Source organism: Erythrobacter sp. W302b, from assembly GCF_046452395.1.
In the GTDB taxonomy this organism is placed as follows: domain Bacteria; phylum Pseudomonadota; class Alphaproteobacteria; order Sphingomonadales; family Sphingomonadaceae; genus Erythrobacter.
In genome coordinates, this window is the sequence record NZ_JBKFDH010000001.1 from 2,483,794 (window position 1) to 2,502,864 (window position 19,071).

Sequence of the window (19,071 nt, forward strand, 5' to 3'; positions counted from 1 at the left end):
GTGATCCGCGTCCTGCGCCTTGTCCTCGGGATCCTGCTGCTGCCCTTGCGGCCGCTGCTGATCGTCGCGCCGACCGAGCGGGCGGCGTGGATCGCGGCGGCGCTCGCGCCGGTGGCGGTGGTGATCGCGGCGACCTCTCCCGGCGCGTGGGTGATCGCGCCGCTGCTGGGGCTGACGCTGGTGGCGCTGATCGCGCTCGACGCGGTGCTGACCGGGCGGCTCGACGGCTGGGACATCCGCACGGCAGAGGACATCGAAGTCGGCCAGCCGAGCGTGCTCGCCATCACCGCGCGGTTCAAAGGTCGCCAGCCGGCGCGTGCCGAGGCGGCGCTCGCCTGCGACGCGCGGCTGGCACCGGAGGGCCGGGTGACGCTCGCGCTCGCGCCGCAGCCGTTTGGGGAAGGCTGGCGCGGTGAGACGATCCTCACACCCACCCGGCGCGGTACGGCACAGGTTGAGCGGGCGTGGATGCGCTGGGAAGGGCCGTTGCGGCTGGGCGCGCGGCAGGTTGACTATCCGCTGGGCCGCGTGGTGCGAATCTGGCCCGACCTCTCGCCGGTGCGCTCCCCCGATTTGCAGGCCTTCCTGCGCAACGCCCAGATCGGCCTGATCGCCCGCCGCATCCGGGGCGAAGGCACCCAGTTCGAAGCCTTGAGCGAATACGAGCCCGGCATGGACCGCCGCCGCATCGACTGGAAGGCCAGCGCTCGCCACACCCGCCTGTTCGCCCGCGAGAACGAGAGCGAGCGCAACAACCAGATCGTCTTCGCTTTCGATTGCGGGCAGGCGATGTGCGAGCCGGTGGACGGCCTGCCGCGGATCGACCGGGCGGTCAGCGCCGCGCTGACCTGCGCCTATGTCGCGCTCAAGGGCGGAGACAAGGTCGCCTTGTTCGGCTTTGCGCAAGCCCCGCAGATCATGACGCCCTTCATCGCCGACCCGCGCGCCTTCCACCGTTTGCAGAGCGCGGCGGCGGGTCTCGACTATCAACCGGCCGAGCCCAATTTCACGCTCGCGCTCGCCACGCTGACCGGGCGGCTCCAGCGCCGATCGCTGGTGGTGGTGTTCTCCGACTTTACCGATCCCACCGCGGCGGAACTGATGGTGGAAAGCCTCGGCCGCTTGTCGGGCAAGCATCTGGTGCTGTTCGTCACCATGACCGACAGCGAGGTCGAGGATCTCATCACCGCCCCGCCCGGCGATATCGCGACGCTGGCCCGGTCGGTCACCGCCGATAGCCTCGCCCAGCAGCGCAAGCTGGTGCTGACCCGGCTGCGGCGGCTGGGGATCGACGTGCTGGAGGCGCCGTGGGAGAGCATCGGCCCGCGCCTGATCGACCACTATCTCGCGATCCGCAGCAGCGAGGCGATCGGGTGAAGGCGCCGGTCATCTCGTCATGGTTCGGGCGCGGTCAGGTCGCCGCGCCGCCCGATATCGCCAGCGCGGCGCTGCGGTCCGATCGCTTCCGGCTGGAGCGTGAGGGCGACTGGCGGCGACTGGAGGAAATTCTGGCGCGGATGGAGCGCGGGGGCTTGCGCCGTATCCCCGATGCCGATCTGATCGCGCTGCCCGCGCTGTATCGCACCGCCGCCTCCTCGCTTTCGGTGGCGCGCGAGACGTCGCTCGACGCCGCGACTCTCGCCTATCTCGAAGCGCTGGTGCAGCGTGCGTGGTTTCAGGTTTACGGCCCGCGGCAGGGGTTCATCCGCTGGTTTCGAAGCTTCATTTTCGGCGGCTGGAGCCGCGCGGTGCGGAGCCTGTGGCTCGACATTTGCATCGCGCTGTTCGTGATGGTGGCAGGCACGGTGGTCGGCTGGCTGCTCGTGGCGCAGGACGAGGCGTGGTATTACCGCCTGTTCCCGGCCGGCTTCGGCGAGGCCCGCGTGCCCGGTGCCAGCCGCGAACAATTGCTCGCCACCCTGGCGACCGAGAACAGCGCAAATGGCCTGTCGGCGTTCGCCGCGCAGCTGTTCGGCAACAATTCGGCCGTGTGCATCCTCGCCTTCGCGCTGGGCTTCGCCTTCGGCATCCCGTCGCTGCTGCTGCTGGTGCACAACATGGCCTTGCTGGGCGCCTTGCTGTGGCTGTTCGACGGGCAGGGGCTAGTGGTCGAGCTGGCCGCCTGGCTCTCCGTCCACGGCACCACCGAACTGTTCGGCATTCTGCTGTCGGGCGCAGCCGGGCTGCATATCGGGCGGGCGATGGCCTTCCCCGGCAAGCGCCCGGTGCTCGAAGCAGCGGCGGCGGCCGGGCGGCGCTCGGCGGTGGTGATGGTCGGCGTGGTGATCATGATGATCGTCGCCGCACTGCTTGAGGCCTTCCCGCGCCAGCTGGTCGATGGCACCGCCGGCCGGTTCATGATCGGCGGGACGATGCTGGCGTTCTGGCTCAGCTATTTCATCCTCTACCGCCCGCGCATCACCGGTGACGTCGCCGGGGCGGAGACCGCATGAGCAAAGCCGCCACCGCCACCGCCAAGCCGGACAAGCGCGCCCGGACGCTGATCACACCCGAAGGGCTGGCGCTGCCGCTTACCCTCGCCTCACGCGGGGCCCGGGCCGGGGCGCTGATCATCGACATGGTGATCATCGTGATCGGCCTGATCGCCTTCCAGTGGGTGATGCAGGAGCTGTTCAAGGGCGTGGTCGAGGGGATCGGCTTTGATCCCCAGCAAGGCTTGCCGGGATCGGCGGAGTTTCTGGTGATCACCTCTGTGCTGATCGGCTTTGCCGCGTGGTACGGCTATTTCCTGGTGCAGGAGCTCGGCCCGCGCGGCGCGACGCTGGGCAAGCGGCTGGTCGGCATCCGCATCGCCGCGCGCGGCGGGGCGCGCCTGACGCCCGAGGCGGTCATCGCGCGCAATCTGCTGCGCGATATCGAGGTCTTCTACCCGCTGATCGCGCTGTTGATCCTCGTCGGGCTAAGCAGTCAGGGCGAAGATGTCGGCGCGCTCGGCATTGTGCTGTCCGGCTGGCTGCTGTTGTTCATGCTGTTCCCGTTCTTCAACCGCGATGGCCTGCGCGCGGGCGACATCGTGGCCGGGACCTGGGTGGTGGAACGTCCGCGCACCCGTCTGGCCGCCGTGCTCAGCACGCAGGGCGCCGCCGCAGCTGCGGGTGCCAGCGAGGTCACGGGCGTGCGCTATGATTTCGGCGATGCGGAGCTTTCGATCTATGGCGAGCGCGAGCTTCAGACGCTGGAGCGGCTGCTGCGCGATTCCCAGCCCGATGCGCTCAAGGCCGTGCACGCCACGATCTGCCGCAAGATCGGTTGGGACCCCGGCGCGGGCGACGAAAGGGCTTTCCTCGAGGCGTTCTATGCGCAATTGCGCAGCCGGTTGGAGGCCGACATGCGGTTCGGCAAGCGGAAAGCGGACAAGTTCTCATGAAACTGGATCGGCGACTCTTCCTCGGCGGCACCCTCGCTCTCGGGGCAAGCGCCTGCATTCCGCCCGATCAGAGCCCGATGGGCCGGTTGGCGGCTGAGCTGCGGCTGATTGAGGCGGCGGGGAACGGCACGCTGGGCGTCGAGCTGTTCGACACCGTCAGCGGCATGGCGCTCGGCCTGAACAGCGACCGTCGCTTCGGCCACGCGTCCTCCTTCAAGCTCTCGCTCGCCGCGCTGCTGCTCCAGCGTCATGCCGCAGGCCTAATCGATGCGGACAAGCATGTGACCTGGACCGAGGCCGACATGCTGCACCACGCGCCCTTCACCACCGAGCGGATGGCGAGCGGCGCAACCTTGCGCGAATTGGCGCGGGCGACGCAGATCACCTCGGACAATCCGGCAGCCAATATCCTGCTCCGCCATCTGGGCGGCCCTGCGGGGCTGACCGCGTTCTGGCGCAGCATCGGTGACGAGGTGAGCCGCCTCGACCGTTACGAGCCGGAGATGAACATCGTCCCGCCCGCGGAGTTCCGCGACACGGCCACGCCCGCTGCGATGGCCCGCAATGTCGCCAAGATCGTCTATGGCGACGTTCTGCCGGAAGCAGAGCGGGCGGAGTTGAAGGGCTGGATGATCGCGACCGAAACCGGCCTCAAGCGCGTCCGCGCGGGGTTGCCCGAAGGCTGGGTCGCCGGCGACAAGACCGGCACCAGCGGCATGGTCGGGACGGACGGCAATTACATCGACATCGGGTTTGCCGAAGGGCCGAAGGGCCAGCCGCCGATCACCTTCGCCTGCTATTTCCGCGCGCGCCAAGGCGATGACGACATGGCCGCGCGGGCCGAACTGACGCTGTCGCGCGTGGGCCGGATCATCAAGGAATTCGCCGAGCCGGAGCGGGGATTACCGCTGGTGGGGAAGATTTACTAAGTCCCCCCTCCCTTGGGGGAGGGGGCTAGGGGTTGGGGCTCCCACCTCCGAGAGGGCAGAGCGCCCATCCCTAACCCCTTCCCTCAAGGGAAGGGGCTTTAGTGATCCGGCGTGTCCGAAGCCTTCGCCTCACCGCCAAAGATCCCCACTTCGCGCACTCCTGCACTGGTCGCGCGGCCGCGATACATGCCGGTGGTGTTGAAGCTGAAGATCGCGTGGCCCTCGGGCGTGACGAGGATCACGCCGCCATCGCCGCCGAGACCGGCGACATCGGCCATGACAGCATCGGCGATATACTGGGCTTCCTCGGTGCGGACGCTCTCGGCGGCAGCGCCTTCTTCTGCCATTGCGACCTTCACCTCGTTGGTCGCCCGCAACCGCGCACAAATCTCATGCGCCACGCCGACCCGCAGGAAGTACTCCCCCCACCCGGTCGCAGACACGGCACAGGCGCGGTTATCCGCATAGGTCCCCGCGCCGATCACCGGCGCATCGCCCACGCGGCCCCAGCGCTTGCCGGTCATCCCGCCGGTCGAGGTGCCCGCGGCCAGATTGCCGCTCTGATCGAGCGCCACCGCGCCCACCGTGCCGAACTTGTGATCCACATCGAGCGCGGAAAGCTGCTTCGCCTTCATCCGCTCCAGCGCCTCGCGCCGGGCGGGCGTGGCGAAATATTCGGGCGGGGTGACGGCAAAGCCCTTCTCGACCGCGAAGGCCTCGGCACCCGCGCCCATCAGAAACACGTGCTCGGAATCGGTGCGAACTGTGTCGGCCAGCAGGATCGGGTTCTTCACGGTCTTCACCCCGGCAACCGCACCGGCGCTACGATCGCGGCCATCCATGATCGAGGAATCCAGCTCGTTCGTTCCCTCCCAGGTGAACACCGCGCCCTTGCCTGCGTTGAACAGCGGGGAATCTTCCATCGGGATGATCGCGGCCTTGATCGCATCCATCGCGCTGCCCCCCTCGGCCAGCACCTTCGCTCCGGCATCGAGCGCGACCTGCAAGGCCGCCTCGTACTCCGCGCGCTTTTCCGGCGTCATCGCCTTGGGGTCGAGCGTCCCCGCCCCGCCATGGATCGCAATCGACCACTTGGGGGCTGGCGGCGCGGCATCCTCAGCCACGGCGGCGGCGGGGATCAGGGCGAGGGTGAGAGCGGCGATCAGTTTGTTCATGGCCGCAAGGTGTAACGCGCTGCTCACCGTTTCGCCAGCTTAACAGCGCGCTCGGCGCAGGCTAGGGCGGTGCCATGATCCTGCGTCCCGCCACTCTCGCCGATGCCCCTGCGCTTGCCGCCTTGGGCGCGGAAACCTTTATCGCCGCTTTCGGGCATCTCTACACGCCCGAAGACCTCGCCGCCTTTCTCGCGCAGGTCCACGCGCCCGGCCCGGTCGCGGAGGAAATCGCGGGCGACAGCTGCACCCACTGCCTGGTCGAAGAGAACGGCACGCTGGTCGCCTATTGCAAGCTGCGCTACCCCAGCCACTACACCCGCTACACCGAGGCGCGCGATCCGATCGAACTGGGCCAGCTCTACGCCCTGCCCACCCACACCGGCACCGGCATCGGCGCCAGGCTGATGGACTGGGCGCTGAGCGTGGCGCGCGAAAGGTCGCACGATGCGGTCCTTCTGTCGGTTTATTCAGAGAATTTCGGCGCGCAGCGGTTCTACCAGCGCTATGGTTTCGGCAAGATCGCTGATATCACCTTTCAGGTGGGCGCACAGCTCGACGCGGAATTTCTGTACGAATTGAAGCTATAATCACAGGAGCGGGACCATGAGCGCATTTGGCTGGAGCAGCACCACCGACGAGGTGCTGGAGGGCATCGACCTCTCGGGACAAACGGCGTTCATCACCGGGGCCAATTCCGGGCTGGGGCAGGAAACCGCCCGCGCGATGGCCGCCAGGGGCGCGCATGTGGTGCTGGCGGGGCGCGATCAGGCCAAGCTGGACGAAGCGGTTGCCGCGATTTTTGCGACCGTGCCGAACGCACAGCTTGATACGATCACGGTCGACCTCGCCTCGCTCGAAAGCATCCGCGCCGCAACCTCGCGCGCGCGCCAGCGGTTCACCCGGATCGACCTGCTGATCAACAATGCCGGGGTCATGGCCACGCCCTTCGAACACACTGCCGACGGGTTCGAGCGGCAGTTCGGCACCAACCATCTGGGCCACTTCGCGCTGACGGCGGAACTCATGCCGCTGATCGAAGCGGGAGCAGCCAAGCGCATCGTCAACCTGTCGAGCCGCGGGCACCATATGGGGCCGGTGCATTTCGACGACCCCAATTTCGTGCATCGCCCCTATGATCCGTGGGCGAGCTACGGCCAGTCCAAGACCGCCAATGTGCTGTTCTCGGTCGGGATCGAGGCGCGTTATGCGGTGATGGGCATCCACGCCTATGCGGTGCACCCCGGCGGGATCGAGACCAACCTTGGCCGCCATATGACGCAGGAGATGCGCGACGCCTTGATGGCGAGGATTTCCTCTCGCGATACCAGCTTCGCCTGGAAGACCATCCCGCAAGGCGCCGCGACCAGTTGCTGGGCGGCGACGGCCCCTGAGCTGGAAGGCAAGGGCGGGGTCTATTGCGAGGACTGCCACGTCGCCGAAGTGGATGACGAATCGGCCAGCGGCGGGGTGCGCTCCTACGCGCTCAACCCCAGCTATGCCGACCAGCTGTGGAAGCTGAGCGAGGAGCTGACCGGGGCGAAGTTCCCGAGCTAGCGGGCAGGAACGCCAAGACGACGGGCGGGGCGGCCTCGCCTTCGCAAAACTTGGCATCGACACCCGCCGCGCTCTCCCCCTTGTCGCGACAGAGCGCCGCTCCGGGGAGGCAGGTCAAGCGCTGGCGGTGCGCAGCGCGCCTTGCCCGGAGGTCTCGCCTTTGAGGCGGCGCGCTTCGACATCGAAGATCCCGACACTCAGCGCGAACATGATCACGATCATCGCGAACTCGCCCTCGTCCTCGACAAAGGCGAAGAGGTTGAGCACATTCGGCGCGTGATCGCCCCACGACGTCGCCATGTCGACCGCGATGCCGAACACCGCCGCTCCGGCGATGCAGGCCGCGATCAGCGCACCGTGGATCGCGGCGCGCTTGTCCGCCTGTCGCAAGGCCACCGCCATGCCGGCCAGCCAGACCACCCCGACAACCACGAAGATCAGCGATTCGGCAAGGTGATGCGGCTGCATCGGGAGCCAGTCCATCACCGGCAGCATCGCGCCGAGCGTGAAGCCGAGTTGCTCATGCACCTCGCCCCAATTGTCGAGCGTCATCCACACGAACAGCACCGCGCTGGTCAGATAAACCATTGCCCGGGTGCGCAGCCACAGCACGAACAGCATCACCGCCGAGGCCGTGGTCAGCGAATACTCGAGGAACTCCGCGAAGGAGCCATCCTGCGACATGAAGAACTGCGTCGGCAAAGCGGCCCCGGTCGCATCGCCATAATGCGCGGCGACATCCAGACCCACCAGCACGCAGGCATAGGGCACCACGCACATCAGCGCGATGTGCAGCGCGCGCGACCGTGCCAGCTCGACACTTGTCCGCCAAAGATCGCCGATCATGATCATCGCCGTATTCCGTCCTGATGCGCAGCGAACCCGCAACTGCGTCTGGTGTGTGACCCGGTATTGTCACAAATACCGTGCGCCATGCCTCGCACGAACAGGCAAATCGGCCCCTGCGCCAATATGCGACAGTCGGAAGATTTGCAGACAGGCCTGCCCCACGCCGAACCCCCGCGCTTGTCATTGCCCCGCCACGCTTTGCCGCCTATATGGCAGGCCATGTCTTCCATCCGTCCGTGGCGCACGATCGAACGGCGCAAATGTCGCCAGATCATGGTGGGGAATGTCCCCGTAGGCGGTGATGCGCCCATCACCGTGCAGACCATGACCAACACCCCCACCGAAGACGTGAAGGCGACGCTCGACCAGATCCGGCGCTGCGAGGACGTGGGCGCGGACATTATCCGCGTCTCCTGCCCGACCGAGGAATCGACCCGCGATTTCAAGAAGATCACCCGCGGCGCCCGCATTCCGGTCGTCGCCGACATCCACTTCCACTACCAGCGCGCGCTCGAAGCAGCCGATGCGGGCGCGGCCTGCCTGCGCATCAATCCGGGCAATATCGGCTCGGCCCAGCGCGTCGCCGAAGTGGTGCGCGCCGCCAAGGCCAATGGCTGCGCGATCCGCATCGGCGTCAACGCCGGGAGCCTTGAGAAAGACCTCCTCGAAAAATATGGCGAGCCCTGCCCCGAAGCGCTGATCGAGAGCGCCTTGGATCACATCAAGCTGCTGCAGGATCACGATTTCCACGAATACAAGGTGGCGGTGAAAGCCTCGGACGTGTTCCTCGCCGTCGCGGCCTATCACGGGTTGGCCGAAACGGTCGATTGCCCGCTGCACCTCGGCATCACCGAAGCGGGCGGGTTGATCGGCGGCACGGTGAAATCCAGCATCGGCATGGGCTCGCTGCTGTGGGCGGGCATCGGCGACACGATCCGCGTCAGCCTTTCCGCCGAGCCGGAGGAAGAGATCAAGGTCGGCTACCACATGCTCAAGGCCCTGGGCCTGCGCACGCGCGGGGTGCGGGTGGTCTCGTGCCCGTCCTGCTCGCGGCAGGGCTTCGATGTGATCCGCACGGTCGAAACGCTGGAAAAGCGGCTCGAACACATCAAGACCCCGATGAGCCTGTCGGTGCTCGGTTGCGTGGTCAACGGCCCCGGCGAAGCGCGCGAGACCGATATCGGCCTCACCGGCGGCGGCAATGGCAAGCACATGGTCTACCTCAGCGGCATGAAGGCCCACGCGATCGATGACGAGGCGATGCTTGATCACATCGTCAAGCTGGTCGAGGAAAAGGCCGCCGCGATCGAAGCGGGCGAAGCCACCGCTTTCGATCCCCACGCGACCCCCGCCGAAGCCGCCGAGTGATCCGCGCTGCGATGGCCGCATGTCTGGCGCTGGCGCTGGCCGCCTGCGCGACGACGGGTGATGCTGCTGCGGCCCATCCCGAAGCGCGCGCCTATTCTGCCACCGCCGATGCAACCGCCGAAGTCGACGCCGCGCTTGCCCGCGCCGCCACCTCGGGCAAGCGGGTGCTGCTGGTGCTGGGCGCGAACTGGTGTCACGATAGCCGCGCGCTCGCCGGATGGCTGGAAACACCGCGCTTCGCCGCGCTTACCGCGCAGGCCTATGACGTCGTCTTTGTCGATGTCGGCACGCCGCAGACGGGCGAGGGCCGCAATCTCGACATCGCGCGCCGCTTCGGGTTGGCAGACATGCCCGGCACCCCGGCCCTGCTGGTGCTGACCGCCGAGGGCCGCGCCGTGAACCTCGACACCGCCGCCAGCTGGCGCAACGCCGCCAGCCGCAGCGAGGATGCGATCTTTGAGGAATTGGTAGCGCTGGCGGGCGAGTCCGGCTAGCGCCGCCAGCTCGGGCGACGCCTTGCATTGCGGCTGCTGCTTTCTATACTGTCTAGAACGGAGGCAGCACCCATGGCGCTCAGCATCAAGGACGAAGAGACCGACCGGCTGGTGCGCAAGCTCGCTCAGCAGGCCGGGGTGAGTTTCACCGCAGCCATCCGGCTGGCGGTCAGGAACGAACTGGACAAGCGCCGCTCCCCGGCCCGCAACCCCGCACGCATCCGCGAAGCTGTGCGCGAATTGCAGGAGGAGGTGCGCAAGCTGCCCATTCTTGATCCGCGCACGCCGGACGAGATCATTGGCTATGACGAACATGGGCTGCCGCGTTGATCGTCGTCGATACGTCAGCAATTATCGCGATCACGCTTGACGAACCGGATGCTGACAACCTCCTGACCGCAGTCAGCACGGCGAATGAAGTCTTTATTGCTGCGCCGACCGCAATTGAGCTGGAAATCGTCTTGAGATCGAAAACCGGGCCGAACGGGCCCTCAGCCCTGCGCGTGCTGCAAAGCCTAGCCATCGAAACCGTGCCCTTTACGCTCGACCATCTCGCCGCTGCGATTGGCGCTCACAGCAAGTTTGGAAGGGGTCGCCATCCGGCGCAGCTCAACTTCGGCGATTGCATGGCCTATGCGCTGGCGAAATCGCTGAACGCCCCGCTGCTGTTCAAGGGCGATGACTTCGGCAAAACCGACATCCAATCCGCGCTGGAAATCTGACCGCCATGATCGAAGCCTTGCTCCTTGCCCTCGCGCTGGCGATGGACGCCTTTGCCGTCGCTCTCACACAAGGTGCGCGGTTCCGGCCATCACCGCGCGGGGGGCTGGCCATTGCGCTCACCTTCGGGGTGTTTCAGGCGCTGATGCCGCTCGCCGGGTGGGTGATCGGCGCGGTGGCGCTGATCTATGTCGAGGCAGTGGATCACTGGATCGCCTTCGGTCTGCTGACCTTCCTCGGGGTGCGGATGCTGGGCGGGCATGTCGGCGAGGAGGAAGCCGCGCGCGCGCTGACGGGGCGCACCTTGCTGATCGCCGGCGTGGCCACCAGCATCGACGCGCTGGCCGCCGGGATCACCCTGCCGACGCTCGGCCTATCGCCGTGGCTCGCGGTCGCCTTGATCGGGATCGTCACCTTCGTCATGAGCGGCGCGGGGGTGGTGCTGGGCCGGCGGGCCGGCGATCATTGGGGCGAATGGGCCGAGCGCATCGGGGGCGTGATCCTGATTGGGCTAGGGGTGAAGATCCTCGCCGAGCATTCCGGCTGGCTGTAACCGCGTGCTCCACGTCGTCCACCATGCCGACTACATGGCGCCCCGGCCGGAGCGGGGGACGTTCCGTTTCGACAAATATTACCTCGTGATGGAGGAGCTGCGCGCGAGCGGAGCGCCGATCACCGAACACGCCCCCGAGCCCATGCCGCGCGAATGGCTCGAGGCGGTGCATTGCCCCGACTATGTCGACGAGGTCTTCCGCGCCGAAGTCCCGCGCGCCAAGGAACGGCGGATCGGCTTTCCCGTCACCCCCGCGATCACCAGCCGCGTGCGCCACACCAACGGCGGCACCTGGCTCGCCGCGCAGCTCGCCCGCCAGCATGGCTACGCCGCCAACTCCGCCGCGGGGAGCCACCATGCGCTGCATGACACCGGCGCGGGGTACTGCGTGTTCAACGACCTCGCCGTCACCGCCAACCGCCTGATTGCCGAGCGTCACGCGGCGCGGGTGCTGATCGTCGACCTCGATGTGCATCAGGGGGACGGCACCGCCAGTCTGACGGCGGGGCGGGAGGACATCTTCACCCTCTCGCTCCACGCCGAGAAGAACTTCCCGGTCAGGAAGGCGCGATCGAGCCGCGATGTCGGCCTGCCCGACGGGGTGGACGACGATGGCTACATGGAGGCGCTCACCCGCCACCTGCCGGAGGTGTTCGCCGAATTCGCGCCCGATTTCGTGCTCTATCAGGCCGGGGTCGATCCCCATCATGCAGACAAGCTGGGGCGGCTGGCCCTGACCGATGCCGGACTGGCGCTGCGAGACCGCTTCGTTGTCACCGCGTGCCGCAGTCGTGGCGTGGTGGTTGCGAGCGCGTTGGGGGGTGGTTACGGCGATGATCCGCGCATCGTCGCCGCCCGCCATGCGGCTTCGATGCTGACAATGGCCGCAGCAAACAGCGCGTTTCCGGAGCCATCCTCCACGAAGTGAGCCATAGATACGATAAACCGTTGGCCACCCCATTGGGAACGCAAGCAGCGCGGTTTACGTTACGGCGCAATGAAGCGTCGGGATCTTCTGAAGGGCACTCTGGCAGCGGGGGCAGCATTGGCGCTGCCATCCCGCCTGTTCGCGTCCGTCGCCCCCGGCTCTCCGCGTGATCGCATCCTTTTCGACATCGCCAAGCGCGAGCTGCTGCGCGCGGGCAACGCGATCTGGAAGCATGACATCGTCGGGATCGCCGATTTCGGCCTCCATTCGGCGAAGCCGCGCTTCCACTTCGTCAATCTCGAACGCGCCGAAGTGCAGTCGTACCACGTCAGCCACGGCATGGGCTCCGACCCGCAGCATGACGGGTGGCTCAAGCAGTTCTCGAACACCGAAGGCTCCAACGCGACCAGCCGCGGGGCTTACGTCACGTGGGAATGGTACAAGGGCCGCTATGGCACCTCGGTGCGCCTCGGCGGGCTGGATGAGAGCAACAACGCCGCGCTGCAACGCTACATCGTGATGCACCGCGCCGATTATGCCGAGAGCAGCCATCTGGAAAAGTGGGGCCGTCTGGGGCGCTCCAACGGGTGCTTCGCGATGGGCGAGGAACAGTTCCGCATGGCGCTGATGCACCTGTCCGGCGGGCGCTTGCTGTTCGCCGATTCGCTGGGGCTAGAGGAAGACGGCAGCATCCAGCCGGTGCCGGAACTGGCGATGATCGAGCGTCAGCCGCTCGATCTCTATCCCCGGCCGACGATCAGCGCCTACTAAGGCGCTGCCTCAGCCCGCTCAGCTGTCCTGCAAATCATCCTCGATCACGATCACTTCGTCGGTCGGCACGCTGGTGCGGTTGCGCACCCGCGGCTTGTCGAGGCTGGCAAGCACCTTGGTATCGCGCCCATAGATGTCCTTGAAGGTCGCCATCTGACCGTTGATGTCCGACGCCATCGTGAAATAGGTGATATAGGCGGGCCACTGCTTTTCGAGCATCACCTTGGTGTATTTGCCCGAGGTTGAAATCGCCACAGCCTCGTCCTTGGTCGCGCCCTTGCCGAGGATCGCCATCGTCATCGCCAGTTCCAGCGCGCGCTCGGTCCGCACGCAGCCGTGTGAGAGCGCGCGGAATTCGGCGGCGAACAGGTGGCGGGACGGCGTATCGTGGAAGAAGATCGCGTGGGGATTGGGCATTTCGAGCTTCATCTGCCCCAGCGAATTGCCTGGCCCGGGCTGCTGGACGACGGTGATATAGCCGTTCGCGCCCTTGGTCGCGACATAGCCGTTGCGCTTGGCCCATGCCGGGTTGGCAAGCGCGCGGGCGCCGAGGCCTTCGCCCTTCACGATCGACTGCGGCACAGTCCAGGTCGGGTTAAACACCACGCCTTCAACCATTTCGGCAAGCTGCGGCGTCGCGGTGCGGCCCGGCTTGCCGACAATCGTGCGGTAGGTGCTGATGATGCGGTTCTTCACCGTCAACCGCAGCTGAAATTCCGGCACGTTGGTGATCAGGTATTGCGAGCCGAGATCGCGCTGCAGCCAGCGCCAGCGGTCCATGTTGGCGCGGATCAGCTTGCGCTTGGCGGTCTGCCCGTCCGACGTTGCTGCGAGTTCCGCCTTGAGCTTGGCGTAATCGGGGTGGGTCGGGTTCAGCTTGGCCAGCGTGCCGGCGATATCGCCGCTCGCCAGTGCTTCGGCCATGACCTTGCCTGCGGGGTAGAGATCCCGGTCAGGATCGACCACGAACCACTGCTCGCGCGCCTCCATCGGCGTGCGGCCGTCACGCAGATCTTCGACCAGCCACACGAAGCTTTGCGATGCGAGCTCGTTCAATTCCTTCGACGGGCCGGACGCCAGCGCCACCTTGAGCGGTTCGAGATCATAATCCTTGGGATCGAGCCCCTCGGCACCGATCCCCTCGATCACCGCGACCAACCGCGTGGCCTGCGCCACGGTCCAGGCTTGCAAAAGCGGTTCGAATACCGGCTGCGCAAAGGCTTCGGCCACGGATTCGCCCTGCGGTGGAACTGCGGCGGGCGCGGGACTGCCGGTGCTCTGGCTGCGCGCGGGCGCAGGATTGGCCGACGCAGACGGGCGGCTTTCCTGCGCCAAGGCCGCACTCGCCACCAGCGCTGCGGCGCTGATGCCACCTGCCAATTTGCCGGGAAACTTCATCTCGATACTGCCTTTTCGCCCCGTGCCGCTTGGGATCGCGACCAATAACCGTCGCAAGCTGCATACATTCTCAGCCTTGCTCCTATCAACCACCTTGGCTTTCACCTGGATTAATGTTCACACCCCTGTGTCCTTGGCGTGACCTTGGGGCCACCTGCGCTTAAGGAGCGCCCATGCCGCCGCGCCATCACCCTCTGCTACCGTTTGTCGCTGCGCTGGCGGGCGTGAGCTTCCTGTCGCTGATGGATGCCTTCATGAAAGAGGCCGCGCTGCTGATCGGCGCCTATACCGCCACGGTGCTGCGGGCATTCATCGGCGCCGCGCTGATCGCCCCGGTGTGGCTGTCACGCGGGCCGGCGATGCCAAGCCGCGCGGTGTGGAAGCTGCACCTGACGCGCGGCGTTGTGTCGGCCTTCATGGCGCTGACCTTTTTCTTCTCACTGACCCTGCTGCCGCTGGCCGAGGCGATTGCCCTGAGCTTTATCGCGCCGTTGATCGCGCTCTACCTTGCGCGCGTGCTGCTGGGTGAGGTGATCAGCCGCGCGGCGATCGGGGCGAGCGTGCTCGGCTTTGCGGGCACGCTGGTGATTGTGGGCGGGCGGATCGGGCAGGGAAAGTTTGATGAAGGCGCGGCGCTGGGCGTGGCCTCGCTGTTCGTCTCGGCACTGCTCTATGCCTATAACTTCATTGTCATCCGGCGGCAGGCGCAGGTCGCCGGGCCGCTGGAGATCGCGACCTTTCACAGTGGGATCGGCGGGCTGGTGCTGCTGACGCTCGCCCCGCTCCTGTGGGAGACACCCTCCGGCGACGCCCTGGTGCCGCTGCTGGCGGCGGGCGCGCTGACGGTGGCCGGATCGCTCGCCATCGCCTGGGCCTATGCACGGGCCGAGGCGAATGTGCTGGTGCCGACCGAATATTCGGGCTTTGTCTGGGCGAGCCTCTTCGGTTGGCTGTTCTTCCACGAAGCGGTGACTGTGCCCACACTCGCCGGGACAGCGTTGATCATTGGCGGATGCTGGCTCGCCACCCGCCCCGCCCGCCCCGCCCCGGTCGCCGCCAGCTAAGACCATTTGCCAAGGGCGGTAAGCCCCTTGCCCCCCTTGACCTCGCGCGTCTGAAAGCGCAGTGCGCCCTCGAAAACCGCGCCCTTGGTGGATCGGGGGCGGGTCTAATCATAAGGATGGAACCCTCCCATGACCGCAATCGGCCAGGATTCGCTCGGCACCCGCCAGACGCTTGACGTTAACGGCAAGCAGTACGCCTATTACTCGCTCGCGAAAGCCGCTGAGCAGCTGGGCGATATCTCCAAACTGCCGATCTCGATGAAGGTGCTGCTGGAAAACCTGCTGCGCTTTGAAGACGGCGGGTTCACGGTGGCCCGTTCGCACATCCAGGCGCTGGTCGACTGGCAGAACAACCCCACCACCGGCGAGGAAATCCAGTACCGCCCGGCGCGCGTGCTGCTTCAGGACTTCACCGGCGTGCCCTGCGTTGTCGACCTTGCCGCGATGCGCGACGCGATCAAGAAGCTCGGCGGCGACACCGCCAAGATCAACCCGCTGGTGCCGGTCAACCTCGTGATCGACCACTCGGTCATGGTCGACGAATTCGGCCATCCCAAGGCGATGGAAGCCAACATGGCTTTGGAATACGAGCGCAATGCCGAGCGTTACGACTTCCTCAAGTGGGGCTCGAAGAGCTTCCAGAACTTCACCGCGGTGCCCCCGGGCACCGGGATCTGCCACCAGGTGAACCTCGAACATCTCGCACGCGCGGTGTGGTCGTCCGAAGGGCCGGACGGCGTGATGGTCGCCTATCCCGACACCTGCGTCGGCACCGACAGCCACACCACCATGATCAACGGTCTCGGCGTGCTGGGCTGGGGCGTCGGCGGGATCGAGGCCGAGGCCGCGATGCTCGGCCAGCCGGTCTCGATGCTGATCCCCGAAGTGGTCGGCTTCTACCTCGAAGGCGCAATGGCCGAGGGCGTGACCGCGACTGATCTGGTGCTGACCTGCGTGCAGATGCTCCGCAATGTCGGCGTGGTGGGCCGCTTCGTCGAGTTCTACGGGCCGGGTGTGGCCAACCTGACGCTTGCCGACCGCGCCACTATCGCCAACATGGCCCCCGAATACGGCGCGACCTGCGGCTTCTTCGGGATCGACGACAAGACCCTCGATTACCTGCGCCTCACCGGCCGCAGCGAAGACACCATCGCGCTGGTTGAAGCCTATGCCAAGGCGCAGGGCATGTGGTTCGATCCGGCCAACGTGCCGGTCTTCACCAAGACCCTCTCGCTCGACATGGCCGCGGTCGTCCCCAGCCTCGCCGGACCCAAGCGTCCGCAGGACAAGGTGATCCTCCAGGAGGTCGACGACCTGTTCAATTCGGACCTCACCAAGGCCTATGGCAAGGCTGCGCCCGCGCGCGTCGCGGTCGAGGGCAAGGACCACGACATCGGTGACGGCGACGTGGTGATCGCCGCGATCACCTCCTGCACCAACACCTCGAACCCCGACGTGCTGATCGCCGCGGGTCTCGTCGCCAAGAAGGCCAACGAGAAGGGGTTGAAGCCCAAGCCGTGGGTCAAGACCTCGCTCGCCCCCGGCTCGCAGGTCGTCACCGACTACCTCGTAAAGTCGGGCCTGCAGGAGCACTTGGATGCGGTCGGCTTCGACCTCGTCGGCTATGGCTGCACCACCTGCATCGGCAACTCGGGGCCGCTCGCCGCGCCGATCAGCGCCGCGATCAACGGCAACGATATCGTCGCGGCCTCGGTGCTCTCGGGCAACCGCAACTTCGAAGGCCGCGTCTCGCCCGACGTGCGCGCCAACTTCCTCGCCTCGCCGCCGCTGGTGGTGGCCTATGCGCTGAAGGGGACGGTGACCGAGGACATCACGACCACCCCGATCGGCCAGGACCAGAACGGCAATGACGTGATGCTCGCCGATCTGTGGCCGACCAACGCCGAAGTCGCCGAACACCGCGCCGCCAATATCGACCGCTCGATGTTCGAATCGCGCTACGCCAACGTCTATGACGGTGACGAGCACTGGCAGGCGATCACAGTCGCCCCGTCGGACACCTACACCTGGCGCGCGGGTTCGACCTACGTCGCCAACCCGCCCTATTTCGAGGGCATGACCATGACCCCGGCGCCGATCACCGACATCGTCGATGCCAAGCCGCTGGCGATCGTCGGCGATTCGGTCACCACCGACCACATCTCGCCGGCCGGTTCGATCAAGGAAGACAGCCCGGCGGGCAAGTTCCTGATGTCGAACCAGGTCACCAAGAAGGACTTCAACTCCTACGGCTCGCGCCGCGGCCATCACGAAGTGATGATGCGCGGCACCTTCGCCAATATCCGCATCAAGAACGAGATGGTCCCGGGCGTCGAAGGCGGCTTCTCGACCTATGCGGGCGAGACCATGCCGATCTACGATGCGGCGATGCGCCACAAGGAAGACGGCACCCCGCTGGTGGTGATCGGCGGCAAGGAATATGGCACCGGCTCCTCGCGCGACTGGGCGGCCAAGGGCACGATCCTGCTGGGTGTCCGCATGGTGATCGTCGAGAGCTTTGAGCGCATCCACCGCTCGAACCTCGTCGGGATGGGCGTGCTGCCGCTCCAGTTCAAGGAAGGCGACACCCGCCAGAGCCTTGGCCTTGCGGCGACCGACACCTTCTCGATCCGCGGCCTTGCCGACCTCACCCCCGGTCAGGACGTCACGGTCGAAGTCACCCGTGAGGACGGCACGCAGTTCAGCTTCACCGCTCTGTGTCGCATCGATACCGCAAACGAGATGGAATATTACCGCCACGGCGGAATTCTCCATTACGTTCTGCGCAAGCTTGCGGCATAAGGAGAGGCATGACGCCAGCCCGCCTCGCTCTGCTGCTTGCTCCCGCTCTCCCGCTGGCGCCGCTTGTGCTGGCGCTGTCGGCCTGCGGGGGCGAAGGCAGCGGGGCGGGCGAGGGCCGCAAAGGGCCGTCCGCGCCGCTGGGCTTTGAACTGGCAATGGCCGGGGTGAGCGATGGCACGGCGGACGATTCGGCGGTGCCTGCTCCGGCAGCCCCCGCACCGCTGATCGCGCTGACGCCGGAACAGCTGGCCGCGCGGCTTGAGCAGGGCAATATCCGCCTGATCGACGTGCGCACCACCGCCGAAGTGGCCGAGGGCGTGATCCCCGGCGCCGAACACATCCCGCTCGATCAGTTTGATCCCACCGCGCTCGATCTGTCGGATGGGCGCGAGGTGGTGCTCTATTGCCGCTCGGGCCGCCGTTCCGCGATGGCGGGTGAGAAACTGGCCGCGGTGACGGGTGAGCCGGTTGAACATCTCGAAGGCGGGATGCTCGCCTGGGAAGCCGCGCAGCAGCCGGTCGACAAGCCTTAAGCCACAATTCTGACGCGCAAACGAAAAGGGGCGGCCCGATCAGGCCGCCCCTTTTGCTGTGTCTGACCGCTCCGGCTTAGCCGAGGAACTTGCGGCGTCCGAGGATCGCTGCGGCGGCAAGGCCGAACAGGATCGTCATCGGCGGAGCCGGCACGTCATGACCGCCCGACGAAGAGGACGAGCTGCTGCTGCTCGACGAGGACGAAGACGAAGAAGAGCTGCTGCTGCTCGAAGACGAGCTCGACCCCGAGGAACCGCTGCTGCCCGACGAGCCACTGGAGCTGCTCGAAGAAGACGACGACGAAGAAGACGACGAGGAGGACGACGAGCTGCCACTGGTGCTGCTGGTCATGTCGCCCGATGTGCTGCCACCGCTGGTCGCGCCGCCGGACGACGACGAGCTGCTGCTGCCCGACGACGAGGACGAGCTGCTACCCGACGATGAAGACGAGCTGCTGCCGCCGCTGCTGCCCGAGGAGCTCGAGCCCGACGAACCTGACGAGCCGGACGAACCCGAACCGCCCGAAGACGTGCTGCCCGGATGA

The 19,071-nt window shown here is 66.6% G+C and carries 20 protein-coding genes; 17 read left to right on the forward strand and 3 right to left on the reverse strand.

Translation table 11 applies throughout. The features are described 5' to 3' along the window. The first annotated feature begins 3 nt into the window (after positions 1-3). The 4 genes from ACLBKT_RS11745 to bla are packed head-to-tail and all read left to right on the forward strand — an operon-like array spanning position 4 to position 4,317. Complete coding sequence (locus ACLBKT_RS11745) at positions 4-1,377, forward strand: DUF58 domain-containing protein (RefSeq protein WP_410183683.1); 1,374 nt, start codon at positions 4-6, stop codon at positions 1,375-1,377. Beyond that, positions 1,374-2,453, forward strand: coding sequence for a stage II sporulation protein M (locus ACLBKT_RS11750; protein ID WP_410183100.1), 1,080 nt, complete (start codon positions 1,374-1,376; stop codon positions 2,451-2,453). Before ACLBKT_RS11745 ends, ACLBKT_RS11750 begins: the two co-directional genes overlap by 4 nt. Next, complete coding sequence (locus tag ACLBKT_RS11755; RefSeq protein WP_410183101.1) at positions 2,450-3,388, forward strand: RDD family protein; 939 nt, start codon at positions 2,450-2,452, stop codon at positions 3,386-3,388. The genes ACLBKT_RS11750 and ACLBKT_RS11755 overlap by 4 nt, the downstream gene beginning before the upstream one ends. Next, complete coding sequence (gene bla / locus ACLBKT_RS11760) at positions 3,385-4,317, forward strand: class A beta-lactamase (protein ID WP_410183102.1); 933 nt, start codon at positions 3,385-3,387, stop codon at positions 4,315-4,317. Before ACLBKT_RS11755 ends, bla begins: the two co-directional genes overlap by 4 nt. A gap of 98 nt (positions 4,318-4,415) precedes the next feature. On the opposite strand, the gene ACLBKT_RS11765 is transcribed toward bla, so the two are convergent. Then, on the reverse strand, positions 4,416-5,492 hold the full coding sequence (locus ACLBKT_RS11765; protein WP_410183103.1) for an isoaspartyl peptidase/L-asparaginase family protein: 1,077 nt from the start codon (positions 5,490-5,492) through the stop codon (positions 4,416-4,418). A 74-nt stretch (positions 5,493-5,566) separates the two neighbouring features. Here ACLBKT_RS11765 and ACLBKT_RS11770 point away from each other — a divergent pair, with 74 nt between their 5' ends. Next, the gene (locus tag ACLBKT_RS11770) at positions 5,567-6,079 is read left to right on the forward strand and encodes a GNAT family N-acetyltransferase (protein WP_410183104.1); all 513 of its coding nucleotides are present in this window, start codon (positions 5,567-5,569) and stop codon (positions 6,077-6,079) included. 16 nt (positions 6,080-6,095) lie between these two features. Next, on the forward strand, positions 6,096-7,046 hold the full coding sequence (locus tag ACLBKT_RS11775; RefSeq protein WP_410183105.1) for an SDR family NAD(P)-dependent oxidoreductase: 951 nt from the start codon (positions 6,096-6,098) through the stop codon (positions 7,044-7,046). Positions 7,047-7,160: 114 nt separating this feature from the next. Here the strand turns inward: ACLBKT_RS11775 and ACLBKT_RS11780 are convergent, their stop codons facing one another. Beyond that, positions 7,161-7,892 (reverse strand): hypothetical protein, encoded by a 732-nt coding sequence (locus tag ACLBKT_RS11780; protein WP_410183106.1) that lies wholly within the window; start codon positions 7,890-7,892, stop codon positions 7,161-7,163. A 222-nt stretch (positions 7,893-8,114) separates the two neighbouring features. Between ACLBKT_RS11780 and ispG the strand changes: the two genes are divergently transcribed. The 7 genes from ispG to ACLBKT_RS11815 all read left to right on the forward strand — a co-directional run bounded on the left by ispG (position 8,115) and on the right by ACLBKT_RS11815 (position 12,729). Then, positions 8,115-9,263: a flavodoxin-dependent (E)-4-hydroxy-3-methylbut-2-enyl-diphosphate synthase gene (ispG, locus tag ACLBKT_RS11785; protein ID WP_410183107.1), complete on the forward strand. Its 1,149-nt coding sequence runs from the start codon at positions 8,115-8,117 to the stop codon at positions 9,261-9,263. Then, on the forward strand, positions 9,260-9,757 hold the full coding sequence (locus tag ACLBKT_RS11790) for a thioredoxin family protein (RefSeq protein ID WP_410183108.1): 498 nt from the start codon (positions 9,260-9,262) through the stop codon (positions 9,755-9,757). The genes ispG and ACLBKT_RS11790 overlap by 4 nt, the downstream gene beginning before the upstream one ends. A 72-nt stretch (positions 9,758-9,829) precedes the next feature. Continuing rightward, positions 9,830-10,087: a type II toxin-antitoxin system VapB family antitoxin gene (locus ACLBKT_RS11795; RefSeq protein WP_410183109.1), complete on the forward strand. Its 258-nt coding sequence runs from the start codon at positions 9,830-9,832 to the stop codon at positions 10,085-10,087. Next, entirely contained in the window at positions 10,084-10,479 is a 396-nt protein-coding gene (locus ACLBKT_RS11800) for a type II toxin-antitoxin system VapC family toxin (RefSeq protein WP_410183110.1), read from the forward strand. The genes ACLBKT_RS11795 and ACLBKT_RS11800 overlap by 4 nt, the downstream gene beginning before the upstream one ends. A gap of 5 nt (positions 10,480-10,484) precedes the next feature. Then, complete coding sequence (locus ACLBKT_RS11805; RefSeq protein ID WP_410183111.1) at positions 10,485-11,030, forward strand: manganese efflux pump MntP family protein; 546 nt, start codon at positions 10,485-10,487, stop codon at positions 11,028-11,030. 4 nt (positions 11,031-11,034) lie between these two features. Beyond that, entirely contained in the window at positions 11,035-11,958 is a 924-nt protein-coding gene (locus tag ACLBKT_RS11810; RefSeq protein ID WP_410183112.1) for a histone deacetylase, read from the forward strand. Between the two features lie 69 nt (positions 11,959-12,027). After that, on the forward strand, positions 12,028-12,729 hold the full coding sequence (locus ACLBKT_RS11815; protein WP_410183113.1) for a murein L,D-transpeptidase catalytic domain-containing protein: 702 nt from the start codon (positions 12,028-12,030) through the stop codon (positions 12,727-12,729). Positions 12,730-12,747: 18 nt separating this feature from the next. Here the strand turns inward: ACLBKT_RS11815 and ACLBKT_RS11820 are convergent, their stop codons facing one another. Continuing rightward, the gene (locus tag ACLBKT_RS11820; protein ID WP_410183114.1) at positions 12,748-14,127 is read right to left on the reverse strand and encodes a L,D-transpeptidase family protein; all 1,380 of its coding nucleotides are present in this window, start codon (positions 14,125-14,127) and stop codon (positions 12,748-12,750) included. A 173-nt stretch (positions 14,128-14,300) separates the two neighbouring features. Between ACLBKT_RS11820 and ACLBKT_RS11825 the strand changes: the two genes are divergently transcribed. The 4 genes from ACLBKT_RS11825 (at position 14,301) to ACLBKT_RS11840 (ending at position 19,071) form a co-directional block, all read left to right on the forward strand. Beyond that, positions 14,301-15,191, forward strand: a complete 891-nt coding sequence (locus ACLBKT_RS11825) for a DMT family transporter (protein ID WP_410183115.1) — start codon at positions 14,301-14,303, stop codon at positions 15,189-15,191. A 129-nt stretch (positions 15,192-15,320) separates the two neighbouring features. Next, positions 15,321-17,993, forward strand: a complete 2,673-nt coding sequence (acnA, locus tag ACLBKT_RS11830; protein WP_410183116.1) for an aconitate hydratase AcnA — start codon at positions 15,321-15,323, stop codon at positions 17,991-17,993. 8 nt (positions 17,994-18,001) lie between these two features. After that, positions 18,002-18,526 (forward strand): rhodanese-like domain-containing protein, encoded by a 525-nt coding sequence (locus ACLBKT_RS11835; protein ID WP_410183117.1) that lies wholly within the window; start codon positions 18,002-18,004, stop codon positions 18,524-18,526. 338 nt (positions 18,527-18,864) lie between these two features. Continuing rightward, a complete protein-coding gene (locus ACLBKT_RS11840) occupies positions 18,865-19,071 on the forward strand; it encodes a hypothetical protein (protein WP_410183118.1) in 207 nt (68 codons plus the stop codon).

Excerpts from the sequence above, each read along its gene's own strand:
- ACLBKT_RS11825 (WP_410183115.1), top strand. The coding sequence starts at position 14,301 with ATGCCGCCGCGCCATCACCCTCTGCTACCGTTTGTCGCTGCGCTGGCG.
- ispG (WP_410183107.1), top strand. The coding sequence starts at position 8,115 with ATGTCTTCCATCCGTCCGTGGCGCACGATCGAACGGCGCAAATGTCGC.
- acnA (WP_410183116.1), top strand. The coding sequence starts at position 15,321 with ATGACCGCAATCGGCCAGGATTCGCTCGGCACCCGCCAGACGCTTGAC.
- ACLBKT_RS11820 (WP_410183114.1), bottom strand. The coding sequence starts at position 14,127 with ATGAAGTTTCCCGGCAAATTGGCAGGTGGCATCAGCGCCGCAGCGCTG.
- ACLBKT_RS11780 (WP_410183106.1), bottom strand. The coding sequence starts at position 7,892 with ATGATCGGCGATCTTTGGCGGACAAGTGTCGAGCTGGCACGGTCGCGC.
- ACLBKT_RS11795 (WP_410183109.1), top strand. The coding sequence starts at position 9,830 with ATGGCGCTCAGCATCAAGGACGAAGAGACCGACCGGCTGGTGCGCAAG.
- bla (WP_410183102.1), top strand. The coding sequence starts at position 3,385 with ATGAAACTGGATCGGCGACTCTTCCTCGGCGGCACCCTCGCTCTCGGG.
- ACLBKT_RS11770 (WP_410183104.1), top strand. The coding sequence starts at position 5,567 with ATGATCCTGCGTCCCGCCACTCTCGCCGATGCCCCTGCGCTTGCCGCC.
- ACLBKT_RS11755 (WP_410183101.1), top strand. The coding sequence starts at position 2,450 with ATGAGCAAAGCCGCCACCGCCACCGCCAAGCCGGACAAGCGCGCCCGG.
- ACLBKT_RS11835 (WP_410183117.1), top strand. The coding sequence starts at position 18,002 with ATGACGCCAGCCCGCCTCGCTCTGCTGCTTGCTCCCGCTCTCCCGCTG.
- ACLBKT_RS11765 (WP_410183103.1), bottom strand. The coding sequence starts at position 5,492 with ATGAACAAACTGATCGCCGCTCTCACCCTCGCCCTGATCCCCGCCGCC.
- ACLBKT_RS11805 (WP_410183111.1), top strand. The coding sequence starts at position 10,485 with ATGATCGAAGCCTTGCTCCTTGCCCTCGCGCTGGCGATGGACGCCTTT.
- ACLBKT_RS11815 (WP_410183113.1), top strand. The coding sequence starts at position 12,028 with ATGAAGCGTCGGGATCTTCTGAAGGGCACTCTGGCAGCGGGGGCAGCA.
- ACLBKT_RS11775 (WP_410183105.1), top strand. The coding sequence starts at position 6,096 with ATGAGCGCATTTGGCTGGAGCAGCACCACCGACGAGGTGCTGGAGGGC.